17 protein-coding genes and 1 tRNA gene are annotated in these 23,036 nt (G+C 68.6%); 8 read left to right on the top strand and 10 right to left on the bottom strand.

All coding sequences use genetic code 11. From position 1 onward, the window contains the following. Nucleotides 1-52 precede the first annotated feature (52 nt). The gene (locus DACI_RS14855) at nt 53-1,855 is read right to left on the bottom strand and encodes an NAD(P)/FAD-dependent oxidoreductase (RefSeq protein ID WP_012204806.1); all 1,803 of its coding nucleotides are present in this window, start codon (nt 1,853-1,855) and stop codon (nt 53-55) included. A 320-nt stretch (nt 1,856-2,175) separates the two neighbouring features. On the opposite strand from DACI_RS14855, the gene DACI_RS14850 reads away from it, so the two are divergent. From DACI_RS14850 to DACI_RS14845, 3 genes are all read left to right on the top strand, one after another. Continuing rightward, complete coding sequence (locus DACI_RS14850; RefSeq protein ID WP_043781543.1) at nt 2,176-4,125, top strand: sigma-54-dependent Fis family transcriptional regulator; 1,950 nt, start codon at nt 2,176-2,178, stop codon at nt 4,123-4,125. A 108-nt stretch (nt 4,126-4,233) separates the two neighbouring features. Next, complete coding sequence (locus tag DACI_RS32720) at nt 4,234-4,356, top strand: hypothetical protein (RefSeq protein WP_013803059.1); 123 nt, start codon at nt 4,234-4,236, stop codon at nt 4,354-4,356. 184 nt (nt 4,357-4,540) lie between these two features. After that, nucleotides 4,541-4,738: a hypothetical protein gene (locus DACI_RS14845; protein WP_043781540.1), complete on the top strand. Its 198-nt coding sequence runs from the start codon at nt 4,541-4,543 to the stop codon at nt 4,736-4,738. A 45-nt stretch (nt 4,739-4,783) separates the two neighbouring features. Here the strand turns inward: DACI_RS14845 and DACI_RS14840 are convergent, their stop codons facing one another. Then, nucleotides 4,784-6,736: a hybrid sensor histidine kinase/response regulator gene (locus DACI_RS14840; protein ID WP_012204804.1), complete on the bottom strand. Its 1,953-nt coding sequence runs from the start codon at nt 6,734-6,736 to the stop codon at nt 4,784-4,786. Between the two features lie 86 nt (nt 6,737-6,822). After that, complete coding sequence (locus DACI_RS14835; protein ID WP_012204803.1) at nt 6,823-7,116, bottom strand: DUF2789 domain-containing protein; 294 nt, start codon at nt 7,114-7,116, stop codon at nt 6,823-6,825. Nucleotides 7,117-7,322: 206 nt separating this feature from the next. On the opposite strand from DACI_RS14835, the gene DACI_RS14830 reads away from it, so the two are divergent. Continuing rightward, nucleotides 7,323-7,586: a hypothetical protein gene (locus tag DACI_RS14830; protein ID WP_012204802.1), complete on the top strand. Its 264-nt coding sequence runs from the start codon at nt 7,323-7,325 to the stop codon at nt 7,584-7,586. An 87-nt stretch (nt 7,587-7,673) separates the two neighbouring features. Here DACI_RS14830 and DACI_RS14825 read toward each other — a convergent pair whose 3' ends face one another. The 4 genes from DACI_RS14825 to DACI_RS14810 all read right to left on the bottom strand — a co-directional run bounded on the left by DACI_RS14825 (nt 7,674) and on the right by DACI_RS14810 (nt 12,838). Then, nucleotides 7,674-10,052: a TonB-dependent siderophore receptor gene (locus DACI_RS14825; RefSeq protein ID WP_012204801.1), complete on the bottom strand. Its 2,379-nt coding sequence runs from the start codon at nt 10,050-10,052 to the stop codon at nt 7,674-7,676. Nucleotides 10,053-10,263: 211 nt separating this feature from the next. Next, nucleotides 10,264-11,223 carry a FecR family protein gene (locus DACI_RS14820; RefSeq protein ID WP_012204800.1) on the bottom strand — a complete coding sequence of 320 codons (960 nt, stop codon included), beginning with the start codon at nt 11,221-11,223 and terminating at the stop codon, nt 10,264-10,266. Then, complete coding sequence (locus tag DACI_RS14815) at nt 11,213-11,761, bottom strand: RNA polymerase sigma factor (RefSeq protein WP_012204799.1); 549 nt, start codon at nt 11,759-11,761, stop codon at nt 11,213-11,215. Before DACI_RS14815 ends, DACI_RS14820 begins: the two co-directional genes overlap by 11 nt. A 120-nt stretch (nt 11,762-11,881) precedes the next feature. Further along, nucleotides 11,882-12,838 carry a LysR family transcriptional regulator gene (locus tag DACI_RS14810; protein WP_013803067.1) on the bottom strand — a complete coding sequence of 319 codons (957 nt, stop codon included), beginning with the start codon at nt 12,836-12,838 and terminating at the stop codon, nt 11,882-11,884. A 106-nt stretch (nt 12,839-12,944) separates the two neighbouring features. Here DACI_RS14810 and DACI_RS14805 point away from each other — a divergent pair, with 106 nt between their 5' ends. Then, nucleotides 12,945-14,162: an MFS transporter gene (locus DACI_RS14805; RefSeq protein ID WP_012204797.1), complete on the top strand. Its 1,218-nt coding sequence runs from the start codon at nt 12,945-12,947 to the stop codon at nt 14,160-14,162. 23 nt (nt 14,163-14,185) lie between these two features. Here DACI_RS14805 and DACI_RS14800 read toward each other — a convergent pair whose 3' ends face one another. From DACI_RS14800 to DACI_RS14790, 3 genes are all read right to left on the bottom strand, one after another. Further along, on the bottom strand, nt 14,186-16,012 hold the full coding sequence (locus DACI_RS14800) for a tetratricopeptide repeat protein (RefSeq protein ID WP_012204796.1): 1,827 nt from the start codon (nt 16,010-16,012) through the stop codon (nt 14,186-14,188). A gap of 64 nt (nt 16,013-16,076) precedes the next feature. Beyond that, nucleotides 16,077-17,177 (bottom strand): M15 family metallopeptidase domain-containing protein, encoded by a 1,101-nt coding sequence (locus DACI_RS14795; protein ID WP_012204795.1) that lies wholly within the window; start codon nt 17,175-17,177, stop codon nt 16,077-16,079. Nucleotides 17,178-17,222: 45 nt separating this feature from the next. After that, nucleotides 17,223-18,215 carry a hypothetical protein gene (locus DACI_RS14790; protein WP_225971090.1) on the bottom strand — a complete coding sequence of 331 codons (993 nt, stop codon included), beginning with the start codon at nt 18,213-18,215 and terminating at the stop codon, nt 17,223-17,225. A 685-nt stretch (nt 18,216-18,900) separates the two neighbouring features. Here DACI_RS14790 and DACI_RS14785 point away from each other — a divergent pair. The 3 genes from DACI_RS14785 (at nt 18,901) to DACI_RS14775 (ending at nt 22,977) form a co-directional block, all read left to right on the top strand. Further along, a tRNA-Ser gene (locus DACI_RS14785) sits at nt 18,901-18,990 on the top strand. Nucleotides 18,991-19,611: 621 nt separating this feature from the next. Further along, a complete protein-coding gene (wecB, locus tag DACI_RS14780) occupies nt 19,612-20,814 on the top strand; it encodes a non-hydrolyzing UDP-N-acetylglucosamine 2-epimerase (protein WP_012204793.1) in 1,203 nt (400 codons plus the stop codon). Between the two features lie 78 nt (nt 20,815-20,892). Then, complete coding sequence (locus tag DACI_RS14775; protein ID WP_012204792.1) at nt 20,893-22,977, top strand: hypothetical protein; 2,085 nt, start codon at nt 20,893-20,895, stop codon at nt 22,975-22,977. The last annotated feature ends 59 nt before the right edge of the window (nt 22,978-23,036 follow it).

The raw sequence follows: 23,036 nt of genomic DNA, 5'->3' as shown, positions 1-23,036 counted from the left end.
TGCAAGGCTGGGTTGGCGGGCGGCACAGCCGCCCCATGGCGATTATTCGGCCTTACCGCAGGTGATGAACTTGCTGCAGGTCATAGACACGCACTGGCAGGCCTTCCTGCCGCGCCTTGAGCTGCAGCGCCAGGTACAGCGAGTAGTGGCGCGACTGGTGCAGGTTGCCGCCGTGGAACCACAGCGCCTCTTGCTGCGTGGGCTTCCACATGTTGCGCTGCTCGCCCTCCCACGGTCCCGGGTCCTTGGTGGTGTCCGAGCCCAGGCCCCAGACCTTGCCCACCTTGTCTGCCACCTCCTGGCTGATCAGGTCGGCCACCCAGCCGTTCATGGAGCCATAGCCCGTGGCGTAGACCACCAGGTCCGCCGGCAGTTCGGTGCCATCGGCCAGCACCACCGCGTTTTCCGACAGGTGGCTGATCTGCTTGCCCGCCTGCAGCTTGATGCTGCCGTCGATCACCAGATCGCAGGCCCCCACGTCGATGTAGTAGCCCGAGGCGCGGCGCAGGTACTTCATGAAAAGGCCGGAGTCGTCATCACCGAAGTCCAGCATGAAGCCGGTCGCCTCCAGCTGGCGGTAGAAGTCCGCGTCGCGCTCGCGGATGCGGTCGTACACCGGCACCTGGAAGTCGGCCATGATGCGGTAGGGCAGCGAGGCGAAGATCAGGTCCGCCTTCCTGGTCGTCACGCCGCTGGCCACGGCGCGCTCCGAATACAGGTCGCCCAGGCCGATGTCCATCAGCGAATCGGAGCGCACGATGTGCGTGGACGAGCGCTGCACCATGGTCACATCGGCGCCGTGCTCCCAAAGGGCCGCGCAGATGTCGTGCGCTGAATTGTTGGCGCCGATCACCACCACCTTCTTGCCCGCATAGGCATCCGGGCCATGGTGCTGGGACGAGTGCTGCTGCTCGCCCTTGAAGACGTCCTGGCCCTTGATCTTGGGCACATTCGCCTTGCCCGACATGCCGGTGGCGAACACCACATGCTTGGGGCGCAGCACCTGCGTCTCGCCGTTTCGCTCCACGGTCACTTCCCATTCCTGCCTGTCCTCATCGAAGCGGGCGTTCAGGCAATCGGTGGAGGGCCAGTAGTTCACCTCCATCACCTTGGTGTACATCTCCAGCCAGTCGCCGATCTTGTCCTTGGGCGCGAACACGGGCCAGTTGTCCGGGAAAGGCATGTACGGCAGGTGGTCGTACCAGACCGGGTCGTGCAGGCACAGCGATTTATAGCGGTTGCGCCACTGGTCGCCGGGGCGCGCCTGGCGGTCGATGACGATGTGCGATACCCCCAGCTGGCGCAGCCGCGCGCCCAGCGCAATGCCGCCCTGGCCGCCGCCGATGACGAGCACGAAAGGCTGCTTGTCACGGCCCAGCTCCTGCGCCTCCTGCTGGCGGCGCTCCAGCCAGGTCTGGCGGCCACGCCGGATGCCGTGCTCGGCCCCCATAGGGCGGCGCGTGCCCATGGGCTCCTCATGGCCCTTGAGCTCCTGGGCGGCCGTCAGCAGCGTCCAGATGCGCCCGTCCCTGATGCGGACATGGCCGCCGCCGCGCGCATGGCGCGTGTCGATCACGATCCAGGCGGACACCACGCCATCGGCCTCCTCCACCGGCTCGCGCTCGTCCAGCGAAAAGCGCACGGGCGCCGCGGCGTCCAGCTGCGCAGCCAGCATGTCGGCGATCTGGCTGCGCCCTTCCATGGTCTTGATGTTCCAGGTCAGCAGCACCAGGTCGCGCCAATAGCATTCATCGGCGAACAGGCGGCCGGCGGCCGCGAAGTCGCGGTCTCCCAGGGCATGGTTGAGTTGGTCAAGCAGCGCCTTGGCGCGGGCGTTGGGCGTCGTATCGGTCATGTTTGTCTCCTTGATGCGGTCATGCCCGCTGGTTTTTCTTCGGGCAGGCACTCTTACGCAATCACCATGCCAGGCAGGCCCAGCGGCGGGATGCGCCAGGCAAATCAAGGGGTTGCCTGCGCGCCTCCGGTACAAACCCTGGGCCTTGCAAATCGCTGCCCGGCGTTGCCGCCCGCGACAGGTGGGGCAGCCCTGCGACACCTGTCGCACCAGGCGTGCTGCAGCGCAGCAGAAGCAGTGGGTAAGTCTTGATTGGCGCTGCGCCGTGCAGGGCACAGAATCGTCTGCGGCACGTTCAAAGCCCGCATCGACTCCACGCCATGCCCCTGCAGTCCTACGCCTCGCACATCCAGGAAATCGAAGCCTTTGGCCTCGGCTACTCCAACCGCGGCCAAGAGCGCGACCGCGCCGTGCTGCGCAGCTGGCGCCGCTGCATCGACTCCCACCGGCTTGACCCGGCGCATACCAGCGAAGCCCACATCGTGACCGACGGCCAGCTGCGCGCGCACCGCGAGGAGTCCGAGCCGCTGATCCACATCGCCCGCCATGCGCTGGAGCGGCTGTACCAGCAGCTCAAGGGCCTGGACTACGTGCTGCTACTGGCGGACCGGCACGGCGTGGCCGTGGACTTCCTCGGGCACGAGGCCGACGCTGGCGACCTGCGCCGCGCAGGCCTGTACCTGGGCGCGCAGTGGCGCGAGGACCACTCGGGCACCTCGGCCGTGGGCGCCTGCCTGGAAACGGGCGAGGCGCTGACCGTGCACCAGAGCGACCATTTCGACTTCACCCACACCGGCTTGTCCTGCACGGCCGCGCCCATCTACGACATGCACGGCGAACTCGCTGCGGTGCTGGACCTGTCGCTGCTGCGCTCGCCCGCCGAGCGGGCCAGCCAGAACCTGGCGCTGAACCTCGTCGTGGCCGCCGCGCGGCGCGTGGAGCAGGCCAACCTGATGGCGCAGTCCGGCCAGGACTGGGTGGTGCGCCTGGCACAGTCGCCCGATTTCCTCGACGTCGATCCCGACGCCTCCATCAGCGTGGACGCACGGGGCCGCATCCGCGCCATGACCCACGCGGGCGCCCGCCTGCTGGTGGCCGCCGCGCAGCTGGACTGGCGCCAGCGCCACAAGCTCATCGGCCAGCCGCTGGAGCGCTTCTTCGACGTGGACCTGCGCCACCTGCCCGAGCTGCGCCGCCATCGCCCGGCGCAGGAGCGCATCATCCGCGCCCGCGACGGCAGCATCCTCTTCGCCCATGCCATGGAGCCGCAGCGCCCGACACGCCGCCTGCGCGCGCAGGCCATGCCGGCGCAGCCCCCGCTGCCGGCAGCGCTGCAGGCGCTGGACACGGGCGATGCCAAGCTGCAGACGCTGCTGCGCAAGGCCGCACGGCTCGCGCCGCAAACGCTGCCCATCCTGGTGCAGGGTGAGACCGGCGCAGGCAAGGAATACCTGGCCCGCGCGCTGCATGCCAGCAGCGGCCGCAGCGGCGCCTTCGTCGCCATCAACTGCGCGGCCATTCCCGAGGCACTGCTGGAAAGCGAGCTGTTCGGCTACCTGCCCGGCACCTGGACCGGCGGCGCCAGCAAGGGCCGCGAGGGCCTGATCGCCGCGGCGCACGAAGGCACGCTGTTCCTCGACGAGATCGGCGATATGCCACTGGCCCTGCAAGCCAAGCTGCTGCGTGTCCTGTCCGAATCCGAAATCACCCCGCTGGGCGCCCGCGCGCCACGGGCGGTGTCCGTTCGCGTCATCTCGGCCTCACACCGGCCGCTGGCCGAATTGGTGCGGCGCGGCAGCTTCCGCGAAGACCTGCTTTACCGCCTCAATGCCGCCGAGCTGCAACTGCCCGCCCTGCGCCAGCGCAGCGACCTGCAGGCGATTGCCGACCAGATGCTCGCCACGCTGGGCAGCCATCTGCACCTGGGCGACGCGGCCCGCGCGTTGCTGGCCGCGCACGCATGGCCCGGCAACCTGCGCGAGCTGCACAACGCGCTGCGCTACGCCGCAGCCCTGTGCGGGAACGATGGCGACGGCAGCATCGAGCCCGACCACCTGCCCGACGCGCTGCACAATGCCCCGCCCTGCACCGCCGCCCTGGCCAGCAACACCAGCGAGCCCGCCGCACAGGCGCTGGAGCAAATGCTGGCCCAATGCCAGGGCAACGTCTCCGAGGCGGCGCGCCAGCTCGGCGTCAGCCGCTCCACCATCCACCGCCGCATCCAGCAGCTGCAGCTTGGCGTGCGGCATGCCCAATGGCGCGGGCCATAGGGCCGAGCGGCAACCGGCAATCCCGAAGCATCGCTGACACGGTGTTACAGCAGCTGCGGCGTTCACCAGTAGATTGGCGCGTTTCGTCCATTGCAGCCCCAAAAAAAGATGAAACCCAAGATCAACTTCATTGAACGCGAGCGCCTGTTCCGGCGGGAACTGAAACGGCGAAAGGTCAGGTTCCTGCCCATGCAGGTATTGCGCCGGCTGTTCGAGAAGGCAGGTGTCTGAGCCCTCCCCCACGGCTGCAAACAACTGGAGCAGGTCCGACTGCGCATGCAGCCTGGCCAAACCCGCCGCATTCAGCGCTACACCGCCCGGCTCGCTGCCCATGGGCCATGCAATGAATACGGCCGGGTGACTTGGCATCTATGGGCAGCTTTGGCTTTGGATTGCCCCAGAAAACCAGATCAAGATGACTGCCCTCAACACTGCGCTCACGTTGGCGTGGATGCTTTCCTTGATCGTCATACCCGTTCTTGTTTTTCTAAAAACAAGGATGCCGCGGAGTACCTCCGCACAGCAAGTCATCAGTGATTACGACGCGCAATTGGCGTCGATTGAAGCCCACCTGCAGGCCAATCGCGCCATTGTCTCCACCCTGCCATCTTGATGTGATGGCTTGCGAAAACGCTTCGCAGGCCATCTCCATGGGTGCTCACGCCCTCATCAACTGATGCAGCAACTGGCTCAGATCCTCCTGCGAATACGGCTTGGCCAGCCGCGTCATTCCAGGCGGCAGCGCCGGGATGTCTGCAAAGCCGCTGGCCAGGATGAAATTCAAGCCTGGATACCGCTGCGCAATGTGTTCGGCCAGCTCGACGCCATTCATGCCGGGCATGGCGTAGTCGGAGATGACCACGTCAAAGCGTGCCTTGCGCGCCAGCAGGTCGATGGCCTCCTGCCCGGCGCCGAGGGCCGTGACACGGTGGCCCAGGTCCTCCAGCAGGGCCGAGGCGTTGGCCAGTACCAGCGGGTCGTCGTCCACCAGCAGCACGTCCATGGGTCCCACGTCCTGCGTGCGCCGGGCGCCCAGGTGGCAGGCCGTGCTCTCGTCCTTGGAGATGGGCATCCACATCTCCACCGTGGTGCCGTTGCCCGGTGTGCTGTGCAGCACGAGCTTGCCGCCGGATTGGGCCACCAGCCCGTCCACCATGGCCAGGCCCAGGCCGGTGCCCTTGCCCACGCCCTTGGTGGTGAAGAAGGGCTCGACCACGCGGGACAGCGTCTGCTCGTCCATGCCCTCGCCGGTGTCCTCCACGCGCACGCAGACATACGAGCCTGCGGCAAGGCCTGCAAGCTGGCGCGGCAGCGTCGTTTCCACGGCCGCCGCGATCTTGATGACGCCGCCGCCCGGCATGGCGTCGCGCGAGTTGGCGACGAGGTTGAGCATGCTGCTCTCGAACTGGCTGGGGTCGGTGAGGATGCGCGGCAGGTTGGCGGCCAGGGCCATCTTGAGAAAGATATGCGGGCCGGCCGCCTGCTGCAGCAGGCCTTGCAGGCCCGACAGCAGCACCGCCACATCCACCGCCTGCGTCTTCAATTCCTGCTGCCGCGCAAAGGCCATCATGCGCTGGGTCAGCGAGGCGCCACGCTGGGCGCCGCGCGTGGCGGTCTCCACCAGCGCGCGCAGCCGCTCGTCGGGCGGCATGCGCTTGCGCAGCAGCTCCAGGCTGCTGAGCACGGCCATCAGCAGGTTGTTGAAGTCATGGGCCACGCCGCCCGTGAAGCGGCCGATGGCCTCCATCTTCAAGGCCTGGCGCAGCTGGGATTCGGCGGCCTTGCGCTCGGTCACATCGCGGGTGACCTTGGCAAAGCCGATCAGCCGGCCCTCATCGTAGATGGCATCGATGACCACCGAGGCCCAAAAGCGCGAGCCATCCTTGCGCACGCGCAGGCCTTCGGCCTCCATGCGGCCCGTGCTGACCGCCGTGCGCAGCCCCGCCTGGGGCAGCCCGGCCTGCTGGTCTTCGGGCGTGTAAAAGCGCGAGAAATGGGTGTTGAGGACCTCCTCCTCCTCATAGCCCTTGATGCGCTTGGCGCCCAGGTTCCAGCTCACGATGCGGCCTTCGGGGTCGAGCATGTAGATCGCATAGTCGGTCACGCTTTGCACCAGCAAGGCAAAGCTGCGCTCTGCGCTGGAAAGCGGGCTGGACAGGGGCGGGGGCGCGGCAGGCGGCGCGAACGGCGGCGTTGCAGGCGAGTGCGCATCGGCCTCGCGCACGCACAGCAGCAACGCCGGGCTGCCGTCCGGCAGCCGTATGCGCGATGTGCTCGAAGCCACGGGCCGCTCGCGCCCTGAACAGGTCAGCAGCGGCCAGCAACTGGACTGCCGGGGCTGTGCGGCCTGGGCAGGCTCCCATTGGCGGCTTGCCCAGCCTGAGCGCGCAGCCTGGGCCACGAAACGCTCTTCGAAAACACTGCCCTCCAGCGCATCTCCGGAGTGGTCCAGCAGGCTGCGGGCCTGGCGGTTGCAGTGGGCCAGGCGGCCGTCGAGCCCGACGACAAAGACGGCGTCGGGAAACGCATCCAGAACGGCGTGGCCCGGGTCAAGGGGCAAGAGAGCGTCGGAGCCAGGAGAGGCCGACGCCAGACCATTCGAGGTCAGCATGTGAGCGACTCCGTAGGCAAATGGGTTGAATGCGCCGCGAAAATTGTAAGCAGCACGGATTCATCGCAAGCGGTTGCATCACAGGATCAGGGACGCGCTTCCTGCTCGTGCTCGGAAGCCGCCGGGGCAGGCACGGCGTCCAGGTCGGGCTCGGAATGCAAGGCCTCGCTGAGCTGGTCCACCACCAGTGCCCAGGTCGCATCGGCATGCCACTGCTGCGAGAACAGGGCGCGTTGCGCGTCGGTCCAGAACGGCGCGTCCACCAGCAGCGTGTTTTTCTCCAGGCGGTGCGAAAGAATGAACTGACGGATGCCCTCCGGGCTGGAGTCCAGTCCCAGCTGATCGAAGAGGTTGGTCATGGTGGGTTCGGCTGTGATCATGGTGTGTCCTTCTTGGGTGTGGCGGGGGTTGGTCCAAGGCTAGAAGCTCGGCTGGCAGCCCCATGTCGGACACCGAAGCAAGCTACCGTCGGAAGCCCTTCTGCGCTTGGGCCGCAGTGCCCGCGCACAGCACAGCCCTGCTCCTACAAGGCAGCACCAGCGCACTGGCGCACCATGCAGCCACCTCATCACAGGACACCTGTTCCATGAAAAAACTGCTGCTTGCCACCGCCATTTCCCTTGCCTTCGTCGCAGGCCTGTCGCCCGCCCACGCCCAGGTGGGCAAGGCCGCCTCCGAGGCCGCCGACGCCGCCGACCACAAGGTGAAGGAAAAGCAGGCCGACGCCAAGGCCAAGGACAGCGGGCCGGTCGGCAAGGCCGTGAACAACGTCAAGTCGGACTACCACAAGAAGCGCTCCAAGCAGTCGGCAGACAACGCCAAGGAATCGCTGAAGAAGGCGACCGAGTAAACGGCACGGCCCGGATGGACAAAGGCCCACTTGCGTGGGCCTTTGTCTTTTGCAGAGGCCGGCGCTGCCGGCGCTGCCGGCGCAGCCTCAGAAGCTGTGCCGCAGCGTCACCATCACATTGCGCGGCGCACCCGGCAGGTTCAGGTTGGGGCTGGTGCCGTGGGCCGAGACGATATAGCGGCGGTCGAACAGGTTGCGCAGGTTCAGCTGCACCGTGGTGGCACGGCCGATGCGGTACTGGGCCATGGCATCCACCACCGTGTAGGCGGGCAGCGTGACGGTGTTGCCGGGGTTGGCAAAGCGGTCGCCCACGTAGTTGAGGCCGCCGCCCACGGTCCAGGCATCGCCCAGGCGCTGGGTGAGCCAGACAGACAGGGAGTTCCTGGGCGTGATGGTGGCGCGCTTGCCCTGCACAGGCTGGCCGGCGTCCACGGTGGTGGATTCGGTGACCACGGCATCCAGGTAGGCGTAGCTGAAGGTGGCCTGGGTGCCGGGGCGCAGTTCGCCGGACAGCGACAGCTCCAGGCCGCGCGTGCGCTGCGTGCCGATGGGAATCAGCTGGGTGGGCTGGGCCGGGTTGGTGGTCTTGATGTCGGTGCGTTCCAGCTGGAACAGCGATGCCGTCGCCATGGCCTTGCCGTCCATCAGGTCCCATTTGCCGCCCACTTCATAGTTGGTGGTGCTTTCCGGCTTGATGGCGGCATTGGTGGCCGACAGCGCAAACATCTCGGCCGAAGGCTGGTAGGAGCGGCTGACCGACAGGTAATAGGACTGCACGGCATCGGGCTGCCACACCAGGCCGGCGCGCGGGCTCCAGGTGGAGTCCGTGCGGCTGAAGTCGCTCTGGCCGGCCAGGCGGTTGTCGGTTTCCTGGCCGAAGCGGTCATAGCGCAGGCCCACCAGCAGCTTCCACTGCGGCGACAGCGTGACCTGGTCCTGCAGGTACAGGGCCCGCGTGAGGTAGCGGTTGAGTGTGCTGCCGCTCAGGGTGCCGCCGCCGTTGAGCGGGGCCACGGGCAGCACGGGGTTCCAGAGGTTCACATTGGCCAGGGTGCCGCCGCTGAAGGACAGCGCATCCTTGTTCTGCTGGCCCAGCTCCACGCCGTAGAGCACTTCATGCTGCACGCTGCCGGTGCGCAAGTTCTGGATCAGCTCGGTCTGGTTGAAGATGCCGTGCTCGTTGCGGTCCACGCCCGAGCGGGTCAGCGCCACGGTGCCGGCCGCCTCGTTGGTGGTGCCGGCCGGCAAGGTGTTCTGGCGGTCCAGCTCGTAGTGGTAGTAGCGCAGCGCGTTGCGCACGCGCAGCGTGTCCGAGAAGCGGTGGTTGAAGGTGGCGGTGAAGGAGCCCACGGTGGATTCGGAGGTGTCCGCATCGCGCGCATTGGCCGAGCCGTAGTAGGTGCCGGGCGCCACATCCACGGGGCGGCCGCGATAGGCGGGAATGCCGAAGTCGGTGACGCGCTTGTCGCGCAGCAGCTCGGCCTGCAGCGTCAGCGAGGTGTTGCCGTCCGGCTTCCACATGACGGAGGGGGCGATGGTCTCGCGCTTGAGGAACTGCTGGCTGCGGTAGCTGTTGGCGTCTTCGGCGGCGCCGGTGACGCGCCAGGACCAGTCGCTGCCCTCTGGCGCACGGCCTACATCGAATTCGGCACGCTTGTCGGCCCAGCTTCCCACGCTGACGGCCACGTCGGAGACATTGACGCCCGGCTTCTTGGTCACGCGGTTGACCAGGCCGCCCGAGGAACCCCGGCCATAGAGCACGGCGGCCGGGCCCTTGACGACTTCCACGCGCTCGATGTTGGAGAGGTCGCGGAAATACAGCGCATCGTCGCGAAAGCCATCCACGAACTGGTCGCCGATGCTGGTGAAGCCGCGGATGCTGACCTGGTCGCGCTGGCCGTCGCCGTGCGAAAGGCCGATGCCGGCCACGTTGCGCAGCGTGTCCTGCAGCGAGGTGGCGGCCTGGTCGCGCATGACCTGCTGGGGGATCACATTGATGGTCTGGGGCACGTCGCGCAGCGGCGCCTCGGTCTTGGTGCCGCTGGCGGCCGAGGGGGCGTAGTAGGCCGTGTCCTCCGCGCGCGAGGCCAGCACGCGCACTTCTGCCATGACGGCGCCCCCAGCGCCGGAGCTGGCAGCCGGGCCGCCGCTGCGCTCCACGGTGAAGGTGCGCTCATCCTGCGCACGCACCTGCAGGCCGCTGCCGGCCAGCAGGCGCTGCAGGGCCTCGCGCACTTCCAGCGTGCCGCGCAGCGCGGGCGCCTGCAGGCCCTGGGCCACATCGGTGAGGAAGATGATCTGGGCGCCGCTTTGGCGCGCCAGCGCGTTCAGCGACTGGGCCAGCGGCTGGGCAGGCAGGTCCACGGCAAGGGGCTGGGCATGGGCCAGGCCGGCAATGCACAGTGCGGCGGCCACGGCCGCGATGCGAAGGCGCGGCAGGCCGGTGACGGTAGGGGAAGGGTTCATGGCGACATCTCTCCTGAGGCGTTGGATACGGAATACGGGGTACGGCGGTGGCGGCAGGCCCCTCCTGGGCCTGATCGGCCCGGGCGCAATGCCGGTCTGCCTGTAAGCCGCTGCAGCGCGCAGGTTTGTACACATGGCCACGGAAAATTTCTGGATCAGGCCAGCGGCTGCAGGGACAACTGCCGGGCGGCCTACCTGCGCCTACCTGCGCCTACCTGTGGCGCGTGGAGATCAGCACGCGGCCATCGTCCTCATGCCGCACCTGCACGGGCGCAAGGCGGGGCAGCAAGTCCAGCAGCTGGTCGATGCGGTCCAGGTCGAACTGCCCCGAGATGCGCAGCTGCGCCGCATGCCGGTCGGCCAGCACGATGGGTGCGCTGCGGTAGCGCTGCATCTGCGCCACGGCATCGGACAGCGGCGTGCCGTCCAGCACCAGGCGGCCCTCCCGCCAGGCCAGGGCGGCCAGGGCAGCGGCGCCGTCGCCCGCCTCTGCCGGCACGAGCTGCGGCAGCGGCCGGCCGGCGCGCGTGCGCAGGTGCTGGCCGGTGGACAGCTCCACGGGTGCGCCGCCACCCTCCATGGAATGCACGCGCACCCTGCCCTGCAGCACGGTGATGTCGGCGCCATCCTCATGGCGGTGCACGCCGAACACGGTGCCGATGTCCTGCACCACCACGCCGCCGGCCTGCACGGTGAAGGGCCGCTGCAGCCAGGGCACCCAGCCGTGCCAGAAGGCATGGGATACCTCGAAGGACGCCTCCCCCTGGTCCAGCACCAGGCGGCGCGAGCGCAGGTGCTGCGCCACTTGCACGCGCGAGCCGGTGTTCAGCCGCACCTCGCTGCCATCGGCCAGTTGCCAGCTCTGGAGCTGGCCCACGGCTGTCGCCAGGGTCTGGCGCTGCAGCGCGGGGTCGGCCCAGAGCAGCAGCGCCAGCGCCGCCAGGGCCGCAGCCGTGCCTGCGCGCAGCGCCCTGCGCTGGCGCAGTTTCTGGCGCTGGGCGGCGGCCTGCTCGATTTCCTCGGGCGTGGGCAGGTGCCGGCGCAGCATGTCGGCAAAGGGGGCCAGGGCGTCATCGACGGGCAGATGGGCGCTGCGCCCCGAAGACTGCGCAGAAGCACCCTGGCGCGCGCTGCGCGTGCCGCCTGTGCTGCGCGTGATCTCAGGCGGCATGGTCGGCCGTGAGCACGGGCTGCACATCGCGCAGCGCACGCGCCAGATGGCGGGCCACCATGCCGCGCGAGATGCCCATGCGCTGCGCGGCCTCTTCCTGCGGCATGCCATAGAGCTTGGTGAGGATGAAGGCCTCGCGGCTGGCCTGGGGCAGCTGCTCTATCGCCACCAGCAGCGCGCGCTGGCGCTGGGCGGCGGCCACGGCCAGCTCGGGCGGGGACAGCGGCATGGCTGCGGCGGGGGCAAGGCGCTCTTCCAGCTCGGCGCCATCGAAGGGCGTTTCGGGCCGGCGCGCCTGGGCCCGGTGGCGGTCTATGGCCAGGTCGCTCGCCAGATGCCGCAGAAAGGCCAGCGGGTTGGCAATGCCCTGGGGAACGGGCCGCTCCATCAACCGCAGGCACAGCTCGTTGACGATTTCGCGGGGCTGGCATTCATCGCCGAAGCGGTGGCGCAGGAAACCGACCAGTTCGTCATAGTGCTGCACCAGCTGGGCCAGCAGGGGCTCGGCGGGTGGTTGTAGCGTGGAGGGGGACGGCATGGAGGAAAAGCCAATCGCGAAGAAGATCGCAAATGATTCTTATTATCCTATGCAGTTGCCATGCTTACCGTTGGCAAACCGGGCGGTGACGCGCCGCCGCAACAGCGGCGGGCGAACGGCTCAGGGCAGCGGCGCGCGCATTCCGGTGAGTCCCGGCATGACCTCCCGCATGGCCGCGATGAAGGCGCGCAGGCGCGCCGGCTGGTGGCGCGCCGGCGGATACACCAGGTGCACGGGCAGCGGCGCGGCCTGCCAGTCCGGGGCCAGGTGCACCAGGCGGCCTGCCTCCAGATCGTCGCGCACGATCCAGGCCGAGGCCAGGGCCGCGCCCAGCCCACCCAGGGCGGCGTTGCGCAGCGCATAAAGGCTGTCGGTGCTGAGCCGGGGCTCGAACTGCAGGCGCCAGGATTTGCACACCCGCTCATCGCCCACGCGGTGCAGTTCCAGCTCGCGCTGGTAGAAGGTGCGCAGCGCAATCCAGGGCAGCCCCTGCAGCTCGCGCGGGTGCTGGGGCACGCTGCCCTGCCCCAGCAAGGCAGGCGCGGCCACGGCAATGCGCGGCACCTCGGCCACGCGCAGCGCGACCACCGATGGATCGACCACGGCACCCACCTGCACGGCGCAGTCGATGCCCTCGGCAATGAAGTCCGGCTGGCGGTCATGCAGCAGCCACTCGACCTTGACGGCCGGATGGCGGCCCAGGAACTGCAGCAGCGGCGCCATGAGCTGGTCCTGGCCGAAGGCGTGGGGTGCGACCACGCGCAGCAGGCCGCGCGGCGTGTCCTGGGCGCCGCGCAGGTCGGACTCCAGCGCCCGCCATGTATCGAGCAGTTCGCGCGCATGGGCCAGGCAGCGCTCTCCGTCGTCGGTCAGCGCCATGGCGTGGGTGGAGCGCCGCAGCAGGCGCAGGCCCAGCGCGCGCTCCAGCGTCTGCAGGCGCCGGCTGACCGTGGGCTGGGTGGTGGACATCTGCTGCGCGGCGGCCGAGAGGCTGCCGCTTTCGACGATGCGCACAAAGGTCTGCAGCAGTTCGATGCGGTCTGCGCCCGAAGGCAGGGAGAGGTCGGCGATGGTCATACGCCAAGCGTATATCGATTCTGCGGACGCAGCCACTACCGTGGGCTGCTGCATCGCACCACACTACGGCCATCGTTTCTCAAACACGCCGTATCGGCGGATCAACATGTCTTGCATTCAATCTGCGCATAACCAAGCGGCCACCAGCGAAAAGGCGTCCGGCGTGCCCCGGTCGCTGGTGCTGCTGATGGCGACCACGGCGGGCGTGGGCGTGGCCTCGCTCTACTACAGCCAGCCCATGCTGGGCGTGCTCGGCCCCGACCTGGGCGCGGGCGAGCGCGCCGTGGGCTTTGTGCCCACGCTGACCCAGCTGGGCTATGCGCTGGGCATTTTGCTGCTGGCCCCGCTGGGCGACCGCATGGACCGCCGGCGCATCATCCTGGCCAAGACCGCCGCGCTGATGCTGGCCCTGCTGGCCAGCGGGCTGGCCCCGGGCCTGGCGCCGCTGCTGGCCGCCAGCCTGGCCGTGGGCCTGGCCGCCACCCTGGCGCAGGATGTGGTGCCGGCCGCCGCCACGCTGGCGCCCGAGCACCAGCGCGGCAAGGTGGTGGGCACGGTGATGACGGGGCTGCTGCTGGGCATTTTGCTGTCGCGCGTGGTCAGCGGGCTGCTGGCCGAGCATGGCGGCTGGCGCAGCGTCTACCTGCTGGCCGCCGCTGCCATGGCACTGCTGGGGGTGGCCCTGTGGCGCGGGCTGCCCAGTTTCAGGCCGACCACGCAACTGGGCTATGGCGCGCTGCTGGGCTCCATGGTGCAGCTGTGGCGCGGCCAGCCCGCGCTGCGCCGTGCGGCCCTGGCCCAGGGCCTGCTGTCGGTGGCCTTCAGTGCCTTCTGGTCCACGCTGGCCGTGATGCTGCACCAGCAGTTCCACATGGGCAGCGCCGCAGCCGGCGCCCTGGGCGTGGCGGGCGCCGCCGGTGCGCTGGCCGCGCCGCTGGCGGGCCGGCTGGCCGACCGCAGCGGCCCGCAGCGCGTGACCTGCCTGGGTGCGGGCCTGGCCCTGGCGTCGTTTGCCGTGCTGGCACTGTCGCCCTGGCTGCCGGCCGGCGCACAGCTGCCGCTGCTGGTGGCCAGCGCCATCGGTTTCGACTTCGGCATCCAGGCCACGCTGGTGGCGCACCAGACCCTGGTGTATGGCCTGGACCCCGCTGCACGCAGCCGGCTCAATGCGCTGCTGTTCACGGGCGTGTTCATCGGCATGGCCTCGGGCTCGGCGCTGGGCGCCCTGGCCCTGGCGCAGTGGGGCTGGAGCGGCGTGGTGGCCCTGGCCTGCGCGGCATCGGCGGCGGCATTGGCCGTGCGGCTGGCGGGCCGCAACCGCTGAACTTCTGCAGGCTGCCGGCAGGCCTATGCCCCGCCCTGCAGCCGTGCCGCGCGCTGGGCCAGCCGCTGCTGCTCCGAGGCGCGCAGGGCAGCGATCTGCGCCAGGATCTGCTGCTGCTTTTCCATCAGGCGCTGCGTGTGCACGCCATGCGCATCCCCCGCCAGGCCCTGGGCGATGCAGGCCAGCGCGCGCGCCGGGTCGCCACGCTGTTGCCAGGTGTAGGCCAGGTTGAGCTGGGTGCGCGCATCGCGCGGGTCTATGCCTTCGGCCTGCAGGTAGGCGTCATGCGCGGCCGCGAACTGCTCCTGGCAGAACAGGCAGTCGCCCAGCACATTCCACAGCCAGGTACTGAGCCAGGGATTGAGGTCCAGCGCGCTGCGCGCCAGCTCGATGCCGGCGGCAAAGTCCCGCAGCTGCAGGCCCACGAATTCGGCCACCTCGCCCAGCAGCCGCCAGTCGCGCGGGCTGCGGGTGATGGCCTGGCGGTAGCTTTCCAGGGCGGCGTCCTGGCGGCCCGACTCCAGGTGCATGCGGGCCTCATGGGCCGGGGCCTCGAAGAACTGCTGCGCGTCGGCGCTGAAGCGGTTGAGAAAGGCTGCCGCCGTGCGCTCGCATCCCTCGCCGATCAGCAGCCGCGCATGGATGGCCCTTTGCGCATCGCCCGAAGGCGCCAGCACCTGCCAGCCCTCGCGCCCGAACAATTGCGCCAGCAGCGGAAAGTTCAGGCCGATGGCGCTGGTGCGGCCAAAGCGCTGGGAGGCGCCCGCTTGGGCCGCCGCCTCGGGCGTGCAGGCGCCGTAGTCGTTGATGAGCACCAGCCCCTTGGGCGCCAGCCGCTGCTGCAGCGTCTGCAGCGCGCCAAAGGCGCCGTGGTTGACCAGCAGGCGCGGCGCCGCCTCGCTGACGGACAAGGCGGCATCCACCCAGGGCGACAGCGCTGCCTGGTCGCAGTCGAAGAAGCCTACCTCCTGCTCGAACAGGCCCACCAGGGGCAGCAGGCGCGCACGCTGGGCCGCATCCGCATGGTCCACCAGAGCGCGGATCTCGCCCGGCGACAGCGCGGTGTACTGGCGCACGAGCTGGGCGTCATCGGTGAGGCGGGTGCGTATGCGCAACTCCTGCACCGGCCCGTCGCCCTGCCGCCGCACGACGGTGGCAGGCAGCACGTCCAGCACGTAGTTGCAGAACACGGCGTGCAGCGGCGGCAGGGGCACCGTGCTGCCGTCCGGCAGCTGCACGGCCTCGGGCCGCATGGCGTCGCAGCAGCCGGCCACGACCTGGCCGCCGAACTCGGCAAACAGGGCGCGCTCCTGCCATTGCGCGACCGTGCGGGGAGAGCCGTCGGTGACGTAGTAGACCAGCCGCTGGTCGAAATCACGCCCTTCCTGCTGGCACAGGTGCCGGAAGGCCTGCAGGAACATGCGCGCAAACAGGCCGCAGCCGGCGCCCAATTCCAGCACGGCAATGGCGCCTTGCGGCGCGGTGTCCGCGCAGTGGTGGAACAGCAGGGCCGCCGCATCTTCCGAGAGGCGGCCGCTGTTGTTGACCACATAGGGCACTTCGTTCTCGGCAAAGGTCAGCAGGCCGGCCTGCGCCCAATGCAGGTGGCCCAGCTCCCACTCGATGCTTTCGGTGATGGGGCGAAAGTCCTGCAGCAGCTGCGAGGCAACGCGCACGCCCGAAAGAACGTCCTGCGGGGCGCGGATGGCAGGCGGCCCGCCCGGCGCTGCGTCAGCGTCCATGGCGGAAAGGGACGCCGGAAGGGACGCGGACAGGGACACAGGCAGGGGCAGCGAAAGGGACAGTGGCGCGCGCAGGGCGGCCTCGCCCGTCGAAGGGTCGATTCTCAAGATGCTCTCTCCGGAAGATGCGATGGGAGTGACGCCTGCCTGCACGGCAGGCGTCCGGCCAGGCTCAGGGCACGGGCGCCCACTTGGACCAGTTCAGGTCGGCCTGCTCGAAATCGGCCTTGAGCATGCGGCGCATGGCGTCCACCTCGTCCTGGGTGATCTGCGCTTCCTTGACCTGCTTGCCGGTGGCCGCCGTACGGGCCTTGGCAAGATCGGCCTTGGTCACGGAGGCTGCTCCAGCCCAGATGGACTTGGCGGACCCCACATTCACCCAATGCTTGCCCTGGGACTGCAGGTCTGCCTGGTAGGCGGATTTCCAGCCCATGTTGTTCTGCGACACGGCGTTGAGCAGCTTGGCCAGCGAGCGCTGGTTGCTCACCCCCTGCTGGGCGAAAGCCTGCAGGTGAACGCGCTCGAACTTCAGCGGCAGCAGGCCCTGCTTGGCCGCCAGGCTGTCGCGCTCGTCCCACCAGCGCGATGCATCGGCGGACTTGACGGCCTCCAGCTGGTTGAGCCAGTCGGCATCGGTGACGATGCTGCCGTCGCCCTTGACCCACTGGAAGCGCTTGAAGCCGATGTCGGCCGCGCGGCCGAAGTTGTGGTTGCTCTCGCCCGGGCCGGCCTTGGTCTGGGTCTCGGCGGCCTGCTGGGCAAAGGTGCGCCGGCGCCCCGTGGGCGTGATCCACAGCGCGATCTTGTGCGTGTCATACATCTGTTGCACCAGGCTGGCCAGCTTGGCGCGGAAGGTGGGCTCGTACTCCGCATCGTTGGCAATGGCGGCCTTGCTGGTGGCCACGTCCTGGGCCTTGGCCTCCAGGTACACCGTCTTGGAGTTTTGCGCGGCGCGCATGCCCTGGTGCGAGGCCGGCAGCATGCCGCTGAGCTTGGCCACCGTGGCCCCTCCGGCTGCCGCCAGACCCAGCGCCTCCTTGGCACCCCCGGCCTGCGGCTGGCCCGGCGCGGCCTTGGCGGCGGCCAGCTTGTGGTCGTTCTGGAAACGCTCCAGCGCGGCGCGCGTCTGCGCGCCGTAGCTGCCGTCGTAGTCCACGCCCAGATACGGCGCGTTCTTGGCGTCCTTGACCACGCGCAGCATGGCCTGCAGCAGGGCCACGTCATGCACCTGGTTGCTGCCGCCCTCGCCTACGCTGTCCTTGATGTCAGGCATGTTTTTCCCCTCTTTGTGGTTGTCGATATGGCCCGCAGCACCGGCTCAGCGGGCGGGCTCGGGTTTGCGGTCGGGTTTGTTGCCGGGTTTGTTGCCGGTTTTTTTGCCGGGCTTCAGGCCGGCATCCGGCAGCAGGTGCACCAATGGCACGGTGCGCGGCTGCAGGCTGGCCGAGCAGGCACGCAGCCGCAGCGATTCGGCATGTGCCTGCGCCATGTCCGCCGCCACCTGCACCAGGGCGTGATGGGGCGCGGCGCCTGCGGGGCGTGTGCGCACGACGGAATAGGCGCCCAGGCATTCGGCCTGCTGCGCGCGCGCGGCACGTGCGGCCGCCACGCTGGCATAGCGCGCCGCCACCACGGCCTGTACGGCGGCCGGTGGTGCCGAGGCCTGCTCGGCAAACGCCTGCCGGCCCTTGTTCCAGCGCAGGCTGCGGGTCTCGATCTGGTCGGGCGCATCGTCCTGCGGTGATGCATAGCGCACCAGCAGCACCGGAATCCGGCCCGTGGGCGCCAGCACCCAGCTTTGGTAGTTGCCCTGGGGCTCGTCGTACTGCCAGGCCAGGTGCGGACCCTGGGCGGTAGCGACATACAGCGCATGGCGGCGCTTGGGATGCTCAAAGCCCCCCATCTGCGTGACCAGCAGCGCACGCGAGCCGCCCTGCACGCCGGGCAGGCGCAAGCTGCGCACGGCAGCGGTGACGGTGTCTTCTTCCTCTCCAGTCGTCCACACGCGCTCGAGGTGCTGGAGCCCTGCTGCCGCAGACAGCGGATCGCCCACGCCGTACAGCGGATCGGGCTGCGCCAATTGCGCCGGCCCCCTGGACGCCGGCCAGGACAGCGCCACTGGCTGGCCCTGCTGCACGCCGGCACGCACCAGCCGCAGCTCAAAGGGACAAGGCGCCGCCGTGCAGGCAGGCAGCGACAACTCATAGGCAGGCGCCCCCTTGGCCGTGCCGGACGGCAGGCTTTCCAGCACCTGCCGCTGCGGCCCGGCAGCGAACGCCGCCCCGGCACCCAGCACCGCCGCAAGGCTCAAGGCCAGTGCCCGCCATGGCAGCGCCCCGCCACAGTAAAAATCGGAGCGCATTGAATGGTGAGCCATGGTGATAGCGGGTTTCTATGATTGGCCTGGGCTGTCGATACACCGAAATACAGAAGGAATCTGCCGCAATGGGCTTGAAACAGGCATTTCAAGGCCCGGCGCCGCAGGCATTGTCTACAAGCTGGCATGCGGCGTCTGTTGCAAAATGCATCCGTCGCTGGGGAATTGCATTCAACATTTGCAATTCATCCAGGATGCATTCTGGAACCGTTCAAGCCAGATAAATTTCATTTGAACAAAAATCAATAATATCAATGACTTACATGAAATTCACTCCAATTTCACAAAGCAAGGAAAATACCTTCTTGTATACATGACAGCTCCCGACATCTGCCTCCATCGAATGCACGGGCTGAGGAAAACCTGAATCAATGCGGATACGCCATGGGTTGCCAACTGCAAATAGTGCGCACCGAGGATTCCCTGGATGGACCCGCATCACAAGCTCGCCGGATTTCACGATACTGCAACCATTCACCGTCCCAAATGGCTTGCGGCTGAACGACCGGGGCGGCCTTTCCGGTTGTACCTGCAAGGTGCACCGGGGCGCACCTGCATCGCTGCCGGTTCCAGCTTCTTACCGTGACCACCCGAAATCACTGCTACAATCGCTGGCTTCGGAGAGGTGGATGAGCGGTTTAAGTCGCACGCCTGGAAAGCGTGTGTGGGCTAATCCCCACCGCGGGTTCGAATCCCGCCCTCTCCGCCATACACCCAGCAAAACGGGCCCCTACACGGGGCCCGTTTTCGTTTCCGGGCCGGCTTGTGGCAAGGTTCATGCCCAGTTTTGCGCCCGCCGCGCCCGCCCCTGCCTCGGCCCCGCGCACCGGCCGCGCATCAGGGAAAGCGACAGCACGGACACCCCCTCCAAGCCTTGCGCAGACGCGCCCCAGAGCTTGCAATAGGCAGCAGCTGGCAGCAATAGGCAAGCGTCTGACAAGCACATCCTTGTTTCGGTGATGTACTAGCTGCAACAAAGCCCACAGGCGCGCAGCTTTGTGCAACAGCACCCTGGCGCAAACGTGCATCCAGCCCCATGGCGCGCATGGCTTGCGGCGCTTGAGATTCGACGGAGGTTCCCCAATGGAAGGCAAGGTCATCAAGCTCCCTCAAGTCCTCTTAACTTCCGTCAATTTCTCTCAATTGACGATAGTTTTCAATCGAATGACAGCAATCGATCGAAAATTCCAAAAACCCGCCGTATATTCCACACCGCTTTGCGGCCTGCCCGGCCCGTCTTCGGGCTGAGACGGGCCCTGCCCCCTGCCGGGTACAGCGCAGCACAAGAACGCACAAGCGAAGAGCACAGGAAAACGCAAAAGGGGTTGGCATGAAGATTCTTTCGTTTTTCGGGACCCGTCCCGAGGCCATCAAGATGGCGCCACTGGTCACGGCCCTGTCGCAGACGCGGGGCATCGAGAGCGTGGTGTGCGTCACCGGCCAGCACCGGCAGATGCTGGACCAGGTGATGGATCTGTTCGGCCTGCAGGCGCAGCACGATCTTGCCGTCATGCAACCCAACCAGACGCTCAACGGCCTGTTCTCCCGCGTGGTGGCGGGCGCCGACGGCGTGCTGGAGCAGGAAAAGCCCGACTACGTGCTGGTGCACGGCGACACCAGCACGGCCACGGCCTGCGCGCTGGCGGCGTTTCACCGCCGCATTCCGGTGGGCCACGTGGAAGCCGGCCTGCGCACCGGCGACCTGGCTCAGCCCTTTCCCGAAGAGATGAACCGCCGCGTGGTCGATGTGGTCAGCCAGTGGATGTTTGCGCCCACGCCCACGTCGCGCGCCAACCTGCTGGGCGAGAACCTGCAGGGCCGCATCGCCGTGACGGGCAACACCGTCATCGATGCGCTGGCCACGCTGTGCGACCGGCTCGATGCCCAGCCCGAGCTGGCCCGTGCCATTGCCCAGCGCCATCCCTGGGTGGATGCGCAGCGCCCGCTGCTGCTGGTCACGGGACACCGGCGCGAGAATTTCGGCGAAGGCTTCCAGAACATCTGCGCTGCGCTGGCCGAGCTGGCGCAGCGCCATCCGGACCTGCTCATCGTCTACCCCGTGCACTTCAACCCCGCCGTGCGCGAAGTGGTCATGCGCACGCTGGGCGGCATGGACAACATCCGCCTCATCGATCCGCTGGACTATGTGGACTTCGTCTGGTTCATGCAGCGCGCCCACATCATCCTGACCGACTCCGGCGGCGTGCAGGAAGAGGCGCCCTACCTGGGCAAGCCCGTGCTCGTGATGCGCGACGTGACCGAGCGGCCCGAGGCCGTATCGGCCGGCACCGTGCTGCTGGTGGGCACGCAGCGCGCGCGCATCGTGGCCGAGGTCGACCGGCTGCTGGCCGATGAGGGGCACCACGCCTCGTTTGCGCGCCGCATCAATCCCTATGGCGATGGCCAGGCCTCGCAGCGCATCGTGCGCGCCCTGCTGGGACAGCCCTTCGACGAGTTTGCCGCCGGACACACGGGCGCCGCGGCCGTCCCGGGCATCACGGCCGCCGTGACCAAGGGCATGGCGCCGGCCTGAACCACGCACGCACCACCCCCGCATCACGTCCACGAAGCGCATTACGAATCGAGCACCGAAGTGAGAAAAGAGGCCTCCATGCAACCGACCATCCGCCAATCGCTTTCCCGCACCGGGGCCCGCTGGGCGCTGGGTTCGCTGCTGGGCCTGGGCGCCCTGTTCGCGCAGACGGCATCGGCCTCGGCGCTGGGCGACGCCATACGCCAGCTGGGCGCCAGCGACGGGCTGCAGCGCAGCGTCACGCTCAAGGAATTGGGCATCGTCGATCCCGTGGTGCTGGCCGGCACGGCCACCCAGGACTTCTACCTGCCCGTGCCGCGCGGCCTGCCGCTGGGCGATGCCAGCATTGCCTTCGACAGCCGCTACCTCAAGGGCGAGCCCGGCGTCTCGACCGTGGTGATCTCGCTCAACGGCACGCCCGCCGTGTCGCAGACCGTGCCCGATGGTGACGGCATGCTGCAGCGCACGCTGCCCGTCGGCCAGCAGGCCCGCGCCAGCGATTTCGTGCGGCTGGGCGTGAACTGGCGCAGCCGCAACGGCCAGGTGCGATGCGATGACAACCACTCCCTGGCCAACTCCCTGACCATCTCGCCGCAGACACGGCTGAGCTACCGCGTGGACCCGCGCGATGTGCGCAGCATCGAAGATGTCTGGAACACCCTGCCCGTGCGCACCACCGTGCTGGTGGCGGGCCGGCAGCTGGAGCAGGCCTCGTTCGACAGTGCCTGGCGCATTGGCGCCAGCCTGCAGCGCAACAACAGGCGCATGACGGTGAACGCATTGCCCGCCGTGGGGGAGACGCTGGACCTGCGCGGCCTGGAGGTTCCCGCCGCCCTGGCAGGCGTGCCCGCCTTTGCCGCACTGCGCGGCGCCGAGCCCCAGCACAAGCTCGCCAGTGACGCCGAACTGGGCGCGCTGCTCATGCTGGGGGCCGCCCAGGTCAGCGGAGACATCGTGGTGGCCGACAAGGCACTGCAGCAGCGCCTGACCGCCGCCTTCGCGGCCCTGCAGGCCCAGCTGGCGGCCGACCCCGATGCGGGCCAGGCCCTGCAGCAATGGCGCGCCCGGCGCGCGCCGCTGGCCAACGAGGCGCTGGCCTCGCAGCAGTTGCGCGCCCTGCCCATGGGCCGCCAGATGGTGCTGGCCGTGGCCGCCGACGCGGGTGCGCGCGTGGCCGGCCTGCAGGAGGCCGCGCTGCAGCGCCTGCTGGTCAGCGACAACGTGACCGTGGCCGCGGCCCAGCCCCCGCAGTGGGACGAGGCCAAGGGCATACGCCTGTCCAGCCTGGGCGGCAGTCCCGACAGCTTCGACGTGCTGTCGCGCGGCGACTGGACGATGAACTTCCCGCTGAGCGCCGTGGCCTCGCAGGGCCAGATGCCGGGCGAGATCACGCTGTACGTGGCCGCCGCCCCCGGCGCCTCGGCCACGCGCCCCGTGGCCACGCTGTTCTGGAACGGCATGCTGCTGTCGGCCCGCCAGCTGGAGGCCAACGGCCAGCCCGAACGCCTGCGCGCCCGTGTGCCCGGCTATGCGCTGGGCATCAACAACACCTTGCGGGTGTCCGTGCAGCGCCAGCCCTACTCGGCCGACTGCAACGAGATTCCCCAGCCCTACCCCGCCAGCGTGCTGCCGGCCATCAGCTACGTGACGCCCGGCAAGGCCGAGGCCAACGGCAGCTTCATCGGCCTGCTGCCGCTGCTGGGCGCCAAGTCGCAGTTCCTGGTGCCCGCCAGCTATCTGTCGGCGGCGCCGGCCGCGCTGGAGCGCATGGCCAACCTGGCGGCCGCCAGCGGCCTGTCGGCTTCGCAGGCCGAGCTGGTCGTGGCCCAGGCCGATGCAACGGCCAAGCCCTCCATGCCCTTTGTCGCCATGGAGGTGCCGGTGGACGGCGCCAAGCCCCTGGTGACGGTGACGGACCGGCAGCAGCTGCGCATCCGCGGCAAGTCGGCGGACTGGCTGGACATCAAGGGACTCAAGCAACTGTCCTCGGCCGAAGTGGTCACTGCAGGCGGCCAGCAGGGCGTGCTGTGGCATGCCATCGGCGAGTGGACGGGCGGCCTGGGCGAGCCCTTCCTGCTCAATCGCGGCAACATCGCCGTGATCGGTGGCAACGGCCCGCTGGCCTGGGTGGACAGCAGCAATCCCGAAACAGGCATTCCGTAGGGTCCGCGCGAAAGCGCCTTCCACGAATGGCGCAACTTCCTGTCCTGGAGCGTGCCGGG

The sequence above is a fragment of the Delftia acidovorans SPH-1 genome, from assembly GCF_000018665.1.
Lineage (GTDB): Bacteria > Pseudomonadota > Gammaproteobacteria > Burkholderiales > Burkholderiaceae_C > Comamonas > Comamonas acidovorans.
The sequence above is the reverse complement of the archived record's forward strand: the minus strand, read 5'-3'. Positions and strand labels throughout refer to the sequence as shown.

Bases quoted from the DNA above. Each gene is read 5' to 3' on its own strand.
- DACI_RS14855 (WP_012204806.1), bottom strand. From the start codon at position 1,855: ATGACCGATACGACGCCCAACGCCCGCGCCAAGGCGCTGCTTGACCAA.
- DACI_RS14850 (WP_043781543.1), top strand. From the start codon at position 2,176: ATGCCCCTGCAGTCCTACGCCTCGCACATCCAGGAAATCGAAGCCTTT.
- DACI_RS32720 (WP_013803059.1), top strand. From the start codon at position 4,234: ATGAAACCCAAGATCAACTTCATTGAACGCGAGCGCCTGTTCCGGCGG.
- DACI_RS14845 (WP_043781540.1), top strand. From the start codon at position 4,541: ATGACTGCCCTCAACACTGCGCTCACGTTGGCGTGGATGCTTTCCTTG.
- DACI_RS14840 (WP_012204804.1), bottom strand. From the start codon at position 6,736: ATGCTGACCTCGAATGGTCTGGCGTCGGCCTCTCCTGGCTCCGACGCT.
- DACI_RS14835 (WP_012204803.1), bottom strand. From the start codon at position 7,116: ATGATCACAGCCGAACCCACCATGACCAACCTCTTCGATCAGCTGGGA.
- DACI_RS14830 (WP_012204802.1), top strand. From the start codon at position 7,323: ATGAAAAAACTGCTGCTTGCCACCGCCATTTCCCTTGCCTTCGTCGCA.
- DACI_RS14825 (WP_012204801.1), bottom strand. From the start codon at position 10,052: ATGAACCCTTCCCCTACCGTCACCGGCCTGCCGCGCCTTCGCATCGCG.
- DACI_RS14820 (WP_012204800.1), bottom strand. From the start codon at position 11,223: ATGCCGCCTGAGATCACGCGCAGCACAGGCGGCACGCGCAGCGCGCGC.
- DACI_RS14815 (WP_012204799.1), bottom strand. From the start codon at position 11,761: ATGCCGTCCCCCTCCACGCTACAACCACCCGCCGAGCCCCTGCTGGCC.
- DACI_RS14810 (WP_013803067.1), bottom strand. From the start codon at position 12,838: ATGACCATCGCCGACCTCTCCCTGCCTTCGGGCGCAGACCGCATCGAA.
- DACI_RS14805 (WP_012204797.1), top strand. From the start codon at position 12,945: ATGTCTTGCATTCAATCTGCGCATAACCAAGCGGCCACCAGCGAAAAG.
- DACI_RS14795 (WP_012204795.1), bottom strand. From the start codon at position 17,177: ATGCCTGACATCAAGGACAGCGTAGGCGAGGGCGGCAGCAACCAGGTG.
- wecB (WP_012204793.1), top strand. From the start codon at position 19,612: ATGAAGATTCTTTCGTTTTTCGGGACCCGTCCCGAGGCCATCAAGATG.
- DACI_RS14775 (WP_012204792.1), top strand. From the start codon at position 20,893: ATGCAACCGACCATCCGCCAATCGCTTTCCCGCACCGGGGCCCGCTGG.